Annotated in this window: 13 protein-coding genes; 7 read left to right on the forward strand and 6 right to left on the reverse strand. The window is 65.7% G+C overall.

The genetic code is table 11. The features are described from left to right. Window positions 1–48: 48 nt before the first annotated feature. Genes AC4D2W_RS11070 through AC4D2W_RS11080 form a run of 3 tightly spaced genes read left to right on the forward strand, consistent with a single transcriptional unit; the run spans window position 49 to window position 2980 of the window. The gene (locus AC4D2W_RS11070; RefSeq protein WP_490926960.1) at window positions 49–849 is read left to right on the forward strand and encodes a (Fe-S)-binding protein; all 801 of its coding nucleotides are present in this window, start codon (window positions 49–51) and stop codon (window positions 847–849) included. Then, a complete protein-coding gene (locus AC4D2W_RS11075; RefSeq protein WP_490926961.1) occupies window positions 846–2348 on the forward strand; it encodes a LutB/LldF family L-lactate oxidation iron-sulfur protein in 1503 nt (500 codons plus the stop codon). The genes AC4D2W_RS11070 and AC4D2W_RS11075 overlap by 4 nt, the downstream gene beginning before the upstream one ends. Further along, window positions 2345–2980 carry a LutC/YkgG family protein gene (locus tag AC4D2W_RS11080; protein ID WP_490926962.1) on the forward strand — a complete coding sequence of 212 codons (636 nt, stop codon included), beginning with the start codon at window positions 2345–2347 and terminating at the stop codon, window positions 2978–2980. Before AC4D2W_RS11075 ends, AC4D2W_RS11080 begins: the two co-directional genes overlap by 4 nt. Window positions 2981–3007: 27 nt before the next feature. Here the strand turns inward: AC4D2W_RS11080 and AC4D2W_RS11085 are convergent, their stop codons facing one another. Together AC4D2W_RS11085 and AC4D2W_RS11090 are read right to left on the reverse strand one after the other, a co-directional pair. Continuing rightward, window positions 3008–4111, reverse strand: a complete 1104-nt coding sequence (locus AC4D2W_RS11085; protein WP_490926963.1) for an alpha/beta hydrolase — start codon at window positions 4109–4111, stop codon at window positions 3008–3010. A gap of 139 nt (window positions 4112–4250) precedes the next feature. Continuing rightward, entirely contained in the window at window positions 4251–4562 is a 312-nt protein-coding gene (locus AC4D2W_RS11090; RefSeq protein ID WP_490926964.1) for a primase-like DNA-binding domain-containing protein, read from the reverse strand. Window positions 4563–4708: 146 nt separating this feature from the next. Between AC4D2W_RS11090 and AC4D2W_RS11095 the strand changes: the two genes are divergently transcribed. From AC4D2W_RS11095 to AC4D2W_RS11105, 3 genes are all read left to right on the forward strand, one after another. Then, the gene (locus AC4D2W_RS11095; protein ID WP_490926965.1) at window positions 4709–5425 is read left to right on the forward strand and encodes a TetR/AcrR family transcriptional regulator C-terminal domain-containing protein; all 717 of its coding nucleotides are present in this window, start codon (window positions 4709–4711) and stop codon (window positions 5423–5425) included. A gap of 163 nt (window positions 5426–5588) precedes the next feature. After that, window positions 5589–6470, forward strand: coding sequence for a manganese catalase (locus tag AC4D2W_RS11100; protein ID WP_490926966.1), 882 nt, complete (start codon window positions 5589–5591; stop codon window positions 6468–6470). 68 nt (window positions 6471–6538) lie between these two features. Further along, window positions 6539–7531 (forward strand): glycosyltransferase family 2 protein, encoded by a 993-nt coding sequence (locus AC4D2W_RS11105; protein ID WP_490926967.1) that lies wholly within the window; start codon window positions 6539–6541, stop codon window positions 7529–7531. Window positions 7532–7551: 20 nt separating this feature from the next. Here AC4D2W_RS11105 and AC4D2W_RS11110 read toward each other — a convergent pair whose 3' ends face one another. The 4 genes from AC4D2W_RS11110 to AC4D2W_RS11125 all read right to left on the reverse strand — a co-directional run bounded on the left by AC4D2W_RS11110 (window position 7552) and on the right by AC4D2W_RS11125 (window position 11903). Continuing rightward, the gene (locus tag AC4D2W_RS11110) at window positions 7552–8577 is read right to left on the reverse strand and encodes an alpha/beta hydrolase (protein WP_490926969.1); all 1026 of its coding nucleotides are present in this window, start codon (window positions 8575–8577) and stop codon (window positions 7552–7554) included. A gap of 48 nt (window positions 8578–8625) precedes the next feature. Then, complete coding sequence (locus AC4D2W_RS11115; protein WP_490926970.1) at window positions 8626–10359, reverse strand: L-lactate permease; 1734 nt, start codon at window positions 10357–10359, stop codon at window positions 8626–8628. A 229-nt stretch (window positions 10360–10588) separates the two neighbouring features. Then, the gene (locus AC4D2W_RS11120; RefSeq protein WP_490926971.1) at window positions 10589–11146 is read right to left on the reverse strand and encodes a GNAT family N-acetyltransferase; all 558 of its coding nucleotides are present in this window, start codon (window positions 11144–11146) and stop codon (window positions 10589–10591) included. A 52-nt stretch (window positions 11147–11198) separates the two neighbouring features. Further along, on the reverse strand, window positions 11199–11903 hold the full coding sequence (locus tag AC4D2W_RS11125; protein ID WP_490926972.1) for a YoaK family protein: 705 nt from the start codon (window positions 11901–11903) through the stop codon (window positions 11199–11201). 165 nt (window positions 11904–12068) lie between these two features. Between AC4D2W_RS11125 and AC4D2W_RS11130 the strand changes: the two genes are divergently transcribed. Further along, a complete protein-coding gene (locus tag AC4D2W_RS11130) occupies window positions 12069–13817 on the forward strand; it encodes a gamma-glutamyltransferase family protein (RefSeq protein WP_490927426.1) in 1749 nt (582 codons plus the stop codon). Window positions 13818–13840: the final 23 nt, after the last annotated feature.

Below are 13840 nucleotides of genomic sequence, written 5' to 3' on the forward strand. Positions count from 1 at the left end.
TATGGTCAGACCACACGTTCGGGGTGCTGCCCCGCTGAAAGGCAAGCCATGAGAATTGCTTTATTCGCCACCTGCATCGTGGACGCGATGTATCCGCGCACCGCCCGGGCAACGGTGGCCATCCTCGAACGGCTGGGCCACGAAGTGGTGTTCCCGGCCGGCCAGGCATGCTGCGGCCAGATGCACGTGAACTCCGGCTACCTGCCCGAAGCCGGTCCCGTGGTCCGCAACCACATTGAAGCCTTCGAATCGCAGGAGTACGACGTCGCCGTCGCGCCTTCCGGTTCCTGTGTCGCCTCCGTGAAGCATCAGCACCCGATGGTGGCCCGGTCCTGCGGCGATGCCGGGCTGGAAGCCCGCGCCGAGGCGGCGGGCGCCAAAACCTACGAGCTTTCCGCACTCCTGACCGATGTGCTGGGCGTGACCAACGCCGCCGAACAGCTGGGCTCCTGGTTCCCGCACAACGTCACGTACCACCCCAGCTGCCACGGCATGCGCCTGCTGCGGCTGGGAGACCGTCAGCTGAACCTGCTCCAGAGCGTTGGCGGGATCACCGTGCAGCCGCTGCCCCAGGCGGACCAGTGCTGCGGCTTCGGCGGAACCTTCTCCATGAAGAACGCGGATGTATCCACGGCCATGCTGGAGGACAAAACAGCAAACATCAGATCCACCGGAGCCGAGCTGTGCGCCGGCGGCGACGCATCCTGCCTGCTGCACATCGGCGGCGGGCTCTCCCGGCAGGGCAGCGCCGTCACCACCCTGCACCTCGCGGACATCCTCGCCAGCACCCGGGAGAATCCGGTATCCGTCACCGGAGACGTCCTGGTGAGCGGAAAGGCTTCCCGATGAGCACCACGTACCTGGGCATGCCAACGCTGCCCGTCTTCGGACAGGGCAACCTCAACGCCACCGAGTCCTTCCCGTCGGCCGCCAAGCGGGAACTGGGCAACAGCCAGCTGCGCGCCAATCTGGGCCACGCCACGCACACGATCCGCGACAAGCGCCTGCGCGTAGTCAGCGAACTGCCGGACTGGGAGGACCTGCGCGACGCCGGCAGCGCCACCAAGCAGGCCGTCATGGCACGGCTTCCCGAGCTCCTGGAACAGTTCGAACGCAACTTCACCTCCCGCGGCGGCGTTATCCACTGGGCCCGGGATGCCGCCGAAGCCAATGAGATTGTCCGTGACCTGATCCGCGAACAGGGCGCGGACGAGGTGGTCAAGGTCAAATCCATGGCCACGCAGGAAATCGGCCTGAACGAGTACCTGGAAGAACAGGGCATCGCCGCATTTGAAACCGACCTGGCCGAGCTCATTGTCCAGCTGGATCATGACAAGCCCAGCCACATTCTGGTTCCGGCCATCCACAAGAACCGCACCCAGGTCCGGGACATCTTCCTGCGGGAAATGCCCGACGTCGATCCCGCGCTCACCGACAACCCGGCGAAGCTCGCCGAGGCCGCGCGGGCGCACCTGCGCCGGAAGTTCCTCTCCGCGAAGGTGGCCATCTCCGGCGCCAACTTCGCGATCGCGGACGCCGGGACCCTCGCCGTCGTCGAGTCCGAAGGGAACGGGCGCATGTGCCTGACCCTGCCGGAAACCCTGATCACCGTCATGGGTGTGGAGAAGCTCCTGCCGTCCTGGCAGGACCTTGAAGTGTTCATGCAGCTGCTGCCGCGCTCCTCCACGGGGGAGCGGATGAACCCCTACACCTCGCTGTGGACCGGCGTGACCGAAGGCGACGGCCCGCAGAACGTGCACCTGGTGCTGCTGGACAACGGCCGCAGCGCCGCGCTGGCTGATGAGATGGGGCGTTCGGCGCTGCACTGCATCCGTTGCTCGGCCTGCATGAACGTGTGCCCGGTCTATGAGCGCACCGGCGGACATGCCTACGGGTCCACGTATCCGGGGCCGATCGGTGCAATCCTTTCACCGCTGATGACCGGGATTACGTCCGAGGAAAACAACTCGCTGCCGTACGCCTCCTCGCTGTGCGGTGCCTGCTACGACGCATGCCCGGTGAAGATCAACATCCCCGAAATCCTGGTGCACCTGCGCGCGGAGGACGTGGACAGCAAGCGGGGCAAGAAGAAGCTGCCCTCCCAAATGGACCTGATGATGAAGGGCGCCGCGTGGGCCTTCTCTTCGGGCAAGCACCTTGGACTGCTGGAAAAGGGGCTGCCGCTGGGCCGGATTGCTGCCGGACGCAAGAAAAAGATCACCAAGCTGCCCGGCCTTGTCGGCGGCTGGACGCAGAGCCGGGATATTCCGGCTCCGCCCGCGGAATCCTTCCGGGACTGGTGGGCGAAGGACCACAAGGATTCCACCACCACAGGAGAACAGGTATGAGCGCGCGCGAAGACATCCTGGACCGGCTGCGCTCGGCCCTGCGGGATCACCCGGAGGCACCGGAAATCCCGCGCACCTACCGCGGGGACTCCGGCATGAATGCCGACGAGCGCATCGACATGCTCGTGGACCGGCTGGTCGATTACAAAGCGGGCGTTACCGTGGTGGATGAAGCGGGACTGGCGCCGCGGATTGCCGAGCTGCTCCTGGACGCGGCCAGCTACGTGGTTCCGGCCGGGCTCGACGACTCCTGGCTGGCCGACGCTGAAACCCTGGCTCCCGGACGGCGCCGGACTGATGCCGCCGAAGCGCCGCTGAGTGTGGCGGAGCTGGATGCAGTGGACGCCGTCGTCACCGGCAGTGCCGTGTCGGTGGCGGAAACCGGCACGATCATCTTGGATGCCAGCCCAAACCAGGGCCGGCGGGCCATCACTCTGGTTCCCGACCACCACATCTGCGTGGTCCGCGAAGGGGACGTGGCCGGCATCCTGCCCGAAGCCCTGCGCCGGCTGGACGGAACGCGTCCCCTGACCTGGATCAGCGGACCCAGCGCCACTTCCGACATTGAACTGGAACGGGTGGAGGGCGTGCACGGTCCGCGGAACCTGGACGTGATTATCGTCCGGAGCTGAGTCCTTGCAGGTTCCTGCAGCGAATGGCTAGGCGGCGAGCCGGTCTTCCAGGCGGTGCAGGTCCTCGCCGAGTTCCTCATGTACGGTCGCAACCTTTTCCGGCGGTACCCCGGGCAGAGCCGACACACCGGTGACGTCCGCCAGGAACGCAACGGTCGCGTGCAGCGATTCCACGGCCTCGGGGCGGTGCAGCTGGAACTGATATTCATGTCCCAGGGCCGGTTTGTACTCTTTCGGCCAGAACCGGCGGACCACGGGGACCCCAAGCTCCTCCAGCCGGTCGGCCAGCGGGATGGACTGGGTGAGGGTTAGGTCGTCACCGTTTCCGCTGGAAATGTACGTGGGCGGAAAGCGGTGATCCACCTGCTGCAGGATGGACATGTGCTCCGCGGCAGCGGTGGAGGCCCAGTTCCGGGACCCGGTGTAGGACCAGAGAGCCTTTCGCAGGCCCCAGCCTATGGGTCCGGCCAGCCGGGCGATGGAAGGAAAGTCGAAGACGCCGCAGTTCAGCAGGATTCCGCGCAGCTGGTGAGGCGCGGCAGCCGGGACAACTCCGGTCTGGCGGGCGTACTCCGGATTGGTGATGGCCAGCGCCAGCTGTGCGGCGAGCTGAGCTCCGGCGGAGTCACCGGCAAGGACGATGCGGTTCGGGTCCAGTCCGTAGCGGTCCGCGTGTTCACGGATAAACCCCAGCGCCGCATTGAGCTGTTTGATGGCGGTGGGATAGACCGCCTTCGGTGCGATCGAATATCCAACACCCGCCACGGCGTAACCGTACCCGGCAAGAACCTTCAGATACGGCGCCACATCTTCCTTTGAACCGGAAATCCACGCACCGCCGTGAATCCACATCACCACGGGAAGTGGTTTCCGGACCGTGTCCGGAAGGAACAGATCCAGGCACGGCTGGCCCTCGGAGCCGAGGTACTGCAGTTCGCGGTGCCTGGTGACCTTGCAACCGGCAATGGAGGGCCGGTCCTTCTTCTGAAACATGCCGGCACCGGAAAACACTCCGCGAATGAGCAGTGCCGATACACGGCGATCCCAGTGCAACGATGCAGCGGCGGCCAATCCTGCAACGGCGGCCGCTCCGGCTGCCAGCCCGGCCGCGGCGAGCGGAGAGATCTTCATACTTTTAAGTTAGGAAGCGGGGCTGGATACCCTTCGGTGCATTCCCCGCCGTCAAGCGGATGTCAGCCGTATGCTGCGAGGAAATTCACGGTCACCAGTGGCCGGCGGTACTCACGAGTGGGTGGGAGAAGGGGCAGGATCACCCTGGGAGCATTCCCAACGGGCTGTTCGGGCTGGGAGCTTTATCGGTCTCAAGGATGTACTGGATCGGAATCGGGCCGGTGGCCATCACACCTTTGACCACCCGTTCCTTGCGTGAGGTCCCGGCCGCGAGTCCTTCCTTCCGCATTGCCTGCGAGAAGAGCTGGCCGGCCAGCGGGTCAGCCCCGTGTTGTTCGCACCAGATGATGTACATGCCGTACAGATCGGCAACCGGCAGGATGTCGCTCTCATCGAGGCCTCGTATGGTGCATTCAGCGAGGAATTGAGGGATCTGGTCTTGGGTTTCCATTGAGTTTCCCCTTCCGGGGTTCAAGCGCGGGTACCGGTGTCGACGGTCTATCTACACTGTAGACTCTAGGTGTAGACCTACGCATTAGCAAGCGTGGTTATAGACTGGGAGTTCGCTCCCCGCAACCATCAAGGACGGAAGACTCCATGGCAGAAGCCCACGAATCGCCTACCCGGACGGCCCCTCGGAAGCCCCGCCTGAGCCGGGATCTGGTCCTGGCGACCGCCCTTGCCATGGTGGACGCTGAAGGACTCGAAGCGCTGAGCATGCGGCGTCTGGCGCAGCAACTTCACTGCGATCCCATGAGCCTCTACCGGTACGCAAAGAACCGCGCGGCCCTGCTCGACGGCGTCAGTGAGCGGGTCTTCGATGAACTGACCATCGTTGCCGGGGACGAGGACTGGCAAACCCAACTGCGCCGCATTGCCCACGACATCCGTGTGTTGGCACTGCGCCACCCCAAGGCGGTCCCGCTGCTGGTAACGCGGCCGCTGTCCACGCCGCTGGGTTTGCGTCCGCTGGGGACGCTGCGGCCGCTGGAACAGATCCTGGCACTGCTGGTAGGAGCAGGCTTCTCCCCGGAAGGCGCCCTCCATGTTTACCGCGCCTTCTATGCGTTCCTCTACGGTCACATCCTGAATGAGCTTCAGGAGCTGGTTGTGGACCCTGAAGAACAGGAAGCCATTCTGCGCCTTGGGTTGCACCGGCTGCCTCCGAAGGAATTCCCCAACCTCCGGGCGCTGGCGCCCGTTCTTGCAGAGTATGACGGGGCAGGTGAGTTGGACCAGGGGTTGACTATTCTGCTTTCGGGCCTCGCTGACCAACTCGGCAATAGCTACAATCCACCCGGCCGGCGGGACTGACCCGCATCCGGGGAGGGGTCGCTGCTCCACCATATGGGCAGGCATGGCCAAAATAGTAAGCCTGCTGATAAGTTTTTGGGGAAGCCGCCCGGATTGAACCGTCTGCAGTCATTCCCGGGGTGATGTCAGGAACAAAAAGTCCGAAACGTAGGTGGAGGTATGCATGTTTTTCCATAAGCAGGAACTTCAATTCAAGGCGACACCCGAAAAGCCGGATGCGGTATATGCGCGCAAGCTCCAGGAAGTCCTCGGCGGCCAGTACGGCGAAATCACCGTTGCCATGCAGTACGGCTTCCAGGCGTGGAACTCCCATATCCCCGGAAAATACCGTGACCTGCTGTACGGAATCGGCGCCGAGGAAATGGGCCACGTGGAGATGCTGGCCATCATGATTGCGCAGCTGCTGGAGAAAGCACCGCTGGGCATCACCGAAGACGCGGTGCAGTCCGACCCCACCGTTGCAGCAGTGGTCGGCGGCATGGATGTGCAGCAGGCGATCGTGGCCGGCGCGGGGGCACGGCCGGTGGATTCCAACGGCAACCCCTGGCAGGGCAGTTACATCACCGCCAGCGGCAACCTTTTGGCAGACTTCACAGCCAATGCCAATGCGGAAATGCAGGGCCGGCTGCAGGTCGCCCGGCTTTATCACATGACCGATGACCACGGGGTCCGGGATATGCTCTCCTTCCTGCTGGCCCGCGACACCATGCATCAGAACCAGTGGCTGGCGGCAGCGAAGGAACTGCAGGCCGAAGGCTCCGAATCCCTGCCGGTGCCGTCCAACTTCCCGATTAAGAAGGAAGAGCGTACGGTGTCCTACCAGTACCTGAACTTCTCCGACGGAAAGGCAGCCTCCGAAGGATCCTGGGCTTCCGGTCCCACCCCGGACGGCCTGGGCGAATTCAGCTACCACGACGGTCCGACGACGTCGGCCCCGATGCCCGCGCCCACCCGCGTGGACGCCCGTTATTACGGAACCACCGACCTCCCTAACGTGGTGGAAAAGGCCGCGGGCAGCATTCAGGACAAGCTGCACAAGGAATAAGGCCAACCCCGGCAGGCACTGCTCCGGACGGGGCGGTGCCTGCTTCCGCAGGACAGGAGGAGGCGCCGGTGAGCACAGGGCCAACATTCATTGATGCCGGATATGTCCTGCCGCTGAAATGGACCGATGATTCCGGTCTGGAATCTCTGTGCGCGTATCTGGAAGAACTGGCCGGATGGATCCCGGTCATGGTGGTGGACGGATCGGAGGAACCCTTCTATTCCGCCCACGCCAAAGCCTTTCCGGAAATGGTCCAGCACTGCCGGCCATTCAATCTGGGCTGTTCCAACGGCAAGGTGGAAGGTGTCCTGACCGGAGTTCGGCTCAGCACCTTTGAACGCCTGGTGATTGCCGACGACGACGTGCGGTACACCCGCCAAACCCTGCAGCACGTGGTGGATCTGCTCGCCGGTGCAGACATTGTGCGGCCCCAAAACTACTTTCCGGATCCGCTTCCGTGGCATGCCCAGTGGGATACGGCGCGGATGCTGATCAACCGGGCCTTCGGTTCCGATTACCCCGGAACGCTGGGCCTGCGCCGGTCAACCCTGCTCAAGGCAGGCGGCTACAGCGGCGACGTACTGTTCGAAAACCTGGAACTTCTCCGAACCGTCCGGGCAGGGGGAGGCCGCGAAGTCCGGGCCGATGCCCTGTTCGTGGCTCGGGTCCCCTGTTCGGCTGCGCACTTCCGGCATCAGCGGGTGCGCCAGGCCTACGACGATTTTGCCCAGCCCGGCCGGTTCCTCCTTGAAGCGGCGCTGCTGCCGCTGCTGCTGTTGTTGGCGCGGAAACCCGCAGGACTGGCGGCGTTGGCTGGGCTGAGCGTCCTGGCGGCCGAGGCCGGACGCCGGCGTGCTTCCGGCCGGGAAGTCTTCCGGGTGCAAACCCCGCTGTGGGCACCGGTGTGGGTCCTTGAGCGGGCGGTCTGTATTTGGGCTGCGGTGGGGTGCCGGTTCCGCGGCGGCGTTCCCTACGCCGGGACCCGGCTCAGCATCGCCGGCCATTCGATGCGGCGGCTGCGCCGGACATTGCAGGAGCGAACGTCGGCAGATCTGGCCTAAGCGGACAGGGGAGGGGCGGCTCAGCTTTCGGGTTCGGCTGCTTCCGGCACCGGCCCGGGCCCGCACACCGCCTGCAGGAAATCCAGCGTATCCACCAGGGTTTGCTGCGCTTCCGTTCGGTCCAGGTGGAATTGGTACTCATGCGGCAGGGCGGGGCGGTGGTCCGACGGCCAGAACCGGGTGCGCACGTCCGTATTCAGCGCCGTGAGCCGGGCGGCCAGCGGTACCGACTGGGTGGCGGTGAGACTGTCGCCGTTGCCGCCGGTAATGAACGCGGGCGGGAATCCGGCGCCGACGTCGTTAAGCACGGACATCTCCCGGCCGGCTGCGGTCCGGGACCAGTCCCGCTGACCGGAGTAGGCCCACAAGGCCGTTTTGAAGCCCCAGCCCAGGATGCCCCGCAGCGACGCCAGGGCGGCGACGTCGTACACTCCGCAGTGCAGGATGATCCCGCGAAGGCGGTCGGCCTTCAACGGCGAGGAAAGCCCGGTCCGGCGGGCATAGTCCGGGTTGGTGGCCAGCACGGCCAGCTGCGCTGCCAACTGCGCACCGGCAGAATCCCCGGCCAAAACGATCCTGCGGGTATCCACGCCAAAGTCTGCACCGTGGTCCGATAGGAACGTCAGCGCCGCAGACAGTTCCTCTACCGCCCGGGGATAAACGCCCCGCGGAGACACGGTGTACGTCAGTCCTGCGGCGGCATAACCGGAAGCCGCAAGCAGGCGCAGGTAGGGTTCGACGTCGTTCCGGCTGCCCGAAAGCCAGGCGCCGCCGTGGATCCACACCACCAGGGGCGCCGGACCCGCCGCCTCCGCCGGCACGAACAGGTCCAGCGTCCCGCTGCGGCCGCCCGCTTCAAAGCGCAGGCCCCGGAACGGGATAACGCCGGCGGCAGGAGCGTAGCGGCGCATGACAGCCGCGAGCCGCCGGGCACCCCGGTAAAACACAGCGCGGATCAGAAGCGCAGCGGGCCACGGGCTGAGCCGGAAGCCGGCTGCGGCAGCCATCACCGCGGCCGCGGCGGGGAGAAGACGGGTTCTAGCCATGAGTCGAGTGTTACCCATGTGGTTGCGTTGTCCCAAAGCGGGGGAGGATTAAGGCAGCATCCAGTCCAGTACCGGAGTGGACTGCAGGAACACGATGCAGCACAGGGCCAGGAGCAGTGCCACGCTCCAGCCCAGCACCTTGCGGAACAGGACGGACTCCTGCCCGCTCATATTGACCGCAGCGGCACCGATGGCCAGGTTCTGCGGACTGATCAGCTTGCCCATTACTCCGCCTCCGGTGTTCGCCGCCACCATGAGCTGCGGATCGATGCCGGCCTGGATGCCTGCTGTCTGCTGGAGCTTGGCGAACAGGGCATTGGCCGAGGTGTCGGAACCGGTCACGGCGGTGCCGATCCAGCCCAGCACGGGGGAGAGGAAGGCAAAGAACGCGCCCGTGCCCGCCAGCCAGGTACCAATGGAAATGGTCTGGCCGGAGAAATTCATGACGTAGGCCAGGGCCAGCACCGCCAGGATGGTCAGCGCAGCCGAGCGCATCCGGACGGCAGTTCGCCCGATTTCCTTGACCGCGTCGCCCATCTCGAGCCGGTACCGGCCGCCGTCGTTGAACCGGGAGTAGACCAGGGCAACAATCAGGCCGCTGATCAGCAGCAGGGTCCCGGGGCTGATCAGCCATTCAAAGCTGAAGATCGTGGAGGACTGCGGCTGCCCGTTGGCGTCCACGAGGGCATCATGCAGGACGGGCCAGGGAATTTTGATGATCGTTTTTTCCAGTGCTTCGGGGATGTTCACGCCCCAGGTCCAGAGGTTTACGATCCCAAAAACGACGATCACCAGAACGTACGGAAACAGTGCCATCCAGGCGCGGCCGGGTGTGAGCCGGTCCGCTGCAGTGTCGCTGGCCGCCGTGCCAACGTGGGCGGATCCGCCGGAGGGCGTCCAGCCGGAGGCGCGCGTTTCGGCCAGTTCCTTGGTCATCCGCGCGTCGGCCTCTTCTCCGTTGCGCGGATGCCAGATCCGCAGGAATCCGACGGCGGCCACCATGGCCACCAGCGAGGCAACAATGTCCGTGAGTTCGTAGGAGAAGTAGTTGGAGCACAGGAACTGCACAACGGAGAAGACGACGCCGGTCAGCAGCGCCACCGGCCAGCAGTCCCGCAGTCCCCGGCGCCCGTCCAGGATGAACAGCAGCACCAGCGGGATAAAAAAGGCCAGCAGCGGGGTTTGCCGTCCCACCACGGCCCCGATTTCCTCGCCCGGATAGTTGGTGAGGTTGGCCGCCGTCGTGATGGGGATGGCGAGTGCGCCGAAGGCCACGGGTGCGGTGTTGGCCACCAGGACGGCGGTGGCCGCGCGGATGGGCGCGATGCCCAGGGCCAGCAGCATGGTGACGGTGATGGCCACCGGGGCCCCGAATCCAGCCAGTGCTTCCAGCAGTCCGCCGAAGCAGAAAGCCACGAGGATGGCCTGCACGCGCAGATCCCCGCCGCCCACGGCGTCGAACACGCGGCGCAGGTCCTCGAACCGGCCGCTGAGGACCGTGACCTGGTAGAGCCATACGGCCATGATGATGATCCACACCACCGGGAACAGGCCGAAGGCGGCACCCTGGGTGACGGACAGCAGAGCGAGCCCAACCGGCATGTGGAAGCCCAGGACGGCAATGATCAGCGCCGTCAGCAGGGCCCAGGCGCCGGCAACATAAGCCTTGGTTTTGGCGAAGGCCAGCAGGAGGAAGAAAACAAGCAGGGGGATCAGTGCCAGGAGTGCGGACCAAGTGATGCTGTTGGCGACGGCGTCAGTGGCGGGGGTGAAATGTTCCATGGATACCTCCGGGTCGCGCCGGACGGCGGCGCCAACGGAAAACACGGCCGGGCCGTGCCGCCGAATGCGGGCTGCGACAAGCACGGGGAATGCCCATCAAAAGGTTAAGGCCGAGAAGAACCTTTACTGCCGAGTGCCGGAGAAATGCCTACGGGTAGGGCCGCAGGGTTGACGGGGCGTATGGAACGGGGGTCGTTTTGCGGGGGAAGGGCTGGATTGCCGGGGTCCCTTAACGGGGCGGTTCGGTGTACCAGCCGCGGGCAAGATAAACGTCCTGATAAGTGCCGCGGTCCACGTCGAGGTCCTCCCGGCGTATCAGTCCGGCGGCGAGCGCCGTCCGCTGGGATCCGATGTTGTCCGGCGTGGTGTAGGCAACCACCGGCAGGCCGGGAAGGAGCTTTTCCGCGAGCCGAACGGCCTCACGGGCGCCTTCGGCTGCGTATCCCTGACCCCAGACCTCAGGAAGGTAGCGGTAGTAGAGGTTAAGCGCCGGCCGGGCGTGGACCAGCCGGTGGGACAGGCCGGTGAATCCGATCAGCGCCTGCGGCTCGTCCTGGGTGCACACCGCCCACACCCCGAAGCCATGGCGGTACCAGTGCAGTCCAATTTCATGGAAAATCCGCGCGGAGGAGGCCCGGGTGACAGTGTGCGGAGTGGGGTGGTGAACGTTGGTCCGGGGATCGGTGTGCAGGTCCAGGGCCGCGCTCTCATCGCCTCCAACAGGACGCCGCAGTATCAGCCGATCCGTGTGCACCGGAGTCCAGTCAGCTACATCCTGTGAGGGCATGGACCCTACTCTAGGGCACGTCGGCGGGCCGGGGCGCCGGCCCTAATTGCTCTCAGCCGCGTTCGCCGCCGGCCTGAATCTCACGGTGGTGGCGAACATAGCCCATCACGGCCACGGCGATCGAAATGGCGGCCGAGACCGCCAAGCCCAGCCACAGATCCACCTTCAAAGCCGCAGCACCGACAAGGGCGCCCAGCAGGATCAGCGCTATGGCCAGAGCCCGACGCTGCCAAAACTGACTGTTGCCGCCGGCCAGCCTGGAGTCCGAGGCCAGCCCGGTGATGGTGGAGGTGACCACTACGGTGGTGATTTCAGCTACCTTCAGGCGCTTAGCCGTTGCTGCCTGCACACCCATGACCGTGGCCATGGAGGAGGTGGTGAGGCTGCCCAGGGCTTCGCTGCCCTGCACGTCCGCCACGGCCACGAACACGGCGAGCGCACTCAGGCCGGCAGCCACGACGGTCAGGGCAACGGAGGTGCGCCAGGACCAGCCTTCCGGGCCCTTGCGCAGCAGCCGTCCGGCCAGAGCGGCGCCGAGCATGAAGAACACCAGGGCCAACGCGGGCCGCAGGATCGGCAGGTCAGCGCCGCCCGCGAAGGCCATGCCCAGAAGGACAACATTTCCCGTCATGTTGCCGGTGAACACCCGGTCCAGGCCCAGATAGCCGACGGCGTCCACCACTCCGGTGGAGAAGGTCAGCAACAGCATCAGCCACAGGTGAACCCTTTCGGTGGGCACCGCATTCAAACGCTTCACGCCGGGAACTCCTTCAACTGATGTGATGCAGGCAACTGTATACGATCTGCTGGGTGTAGCTTCGATGGTATTCAGCAGTGACCCCGTCCAGCGGAAAGCGACCCCGTGACCTACACAGCACCCGATTCCTTCACCACCCGCCCCACGCTCCAAGGCACCTTCGGCATGAGCGCTTCCACCCACTGGCTGGCCACTGCTTCTTCCCAGGCCGTGCTGGAACGCGGCGGCAATGCCTTTGACGCGGCCGTCGCCGCAGCCTTTGTCCTGCACGTGGTGGAGCCGCACCTCAACGGTCCCGGCGGAGATATGACCGGGGTCTTCGTGACCGCCGACAATCCGTCGGAACCGGTGGTGCTGATGGGCCAGGGAGCCGCGCCGGCGGCTGCCACCCGGGAGCATTATCTTTCCGAGGGCCTGGAACTGGTGCCCGGGGCCGGTGCCCTGGCCGCAGCCGTTCCCGCCGCCGTCGACGCCTGGCTGATGCTGCTGCGGGACCACGGCACCTGGGAACTTGGTGACGTGCTCGCTTTCGCGGCGGGGTATGCGCGCAACGGCCATCCGGTGGTGGGGCGGGTCGGCAGCACCATCGCCTCCGTAGCGGATCTCTTTACTGAGCACTGGCCCAGCTCGGCCGCCCAGTGGATGCCCGAAGGGAAGATTCCGGCGGACGGGGACATGATCCGCAACGAGGCGTATGCGGCGGTCCTGGACCGGCTGGTGGACGCGGGCAGTTCCGCAGGCAACCGTGAAGAACGGATCGACGCCGCCCGCCGCGAATGGCGCGAAGGCTTCGTGGCGCGCGCTGCCGTGGATTTCCTGTCCGTGCCGCACCGCCATTCCTCCGGCGCAGACCATGCCGGGGTGATGACGATGGAAGACTTCGCCTCAGGCAGTGCTTCCTACGAACCGGCACTGACGTATGAGTTCCGCGGCCACACCGTCGCCAAGACAGGTCCCTGGGGGCAGGGGCCGGCGCTGCTGCAGACTCTGGCCATTCTGGCCGGCTACGAGGACGAGTATCTGGATCCCTCCACCGAACTTGGCGCGCACACGATCCTGGAGGCGCAGAAGCTGGCCATCGCCGATCGCGAGGCCTACTACGGCGACGCCAATGTGCCGATGGACTACCTGCTCAGCGAGGAATACGCCGCCTCCCGCCGCGCGCTGATCACGGAAAAGGCCTCACACGAGTTCCGCCCCGGCACGGTGCCCGGGCACACTCCGTTTCTTCCGCCGCTGCGCACCGAGTACTTCGCGCCGGCACTGGCCGGGCAGCATGCCTTCGCCGGCGTGGGGGAACCCACCGTTATGCCCACGGGGGAGACCCGCGGCGATACCTGCCATGTGGACGTGGTGGACCAGTGGGGGAACATGGTCTCGGCGACACCGTCGGGCGGCTGGCTGCAGTCATCGCCCACCATTCCGGAGCTCGGCTTCTGCCTGGGTTCACGGCTGCAGATGACCTGGCTGGAGGAGGGTGCGCCGTCCACCCTCGCCGCAGGCAAAAGGCCACGGACCACACTGACACCCACCCTGGTGCTCAAGGACGGCAAACCGGTCACGGCCCTGGGCTCGCCCGGCGGCGACCAGCAGGACCAGTGGCAACTGCTGTACCTGCTGCGTACGCTCGTGGGCGGATACTCGCCGCAGCAGGCTGTGGACGCCCCCGCCCTGCACACCACCTCCATTCCCGGGTCCTTCTATCCGCGGACCTGGACACCCGGCGGGGCCGTGGTGGAGGACCGGCTGGGCGACGCCGTCATCGAAGGTCTCGAGGCCCGTGGCCACGTGGTCACCCGGGCAGGGGACTGGGCCCTGGGCCGGCTGTCGTCCGTGGTCAGCGATCCGGCCACCGGGCTGCTCAAGGCCGCCGCCAACCCGAGGGGAGCGCAGGGATATGCAGCAGGACGCTAACGAATAGAAGCTGCCGCTCCGGC

This window comes from Arthrobacter sp. TJ-58 (assembly GCF_058269295.1).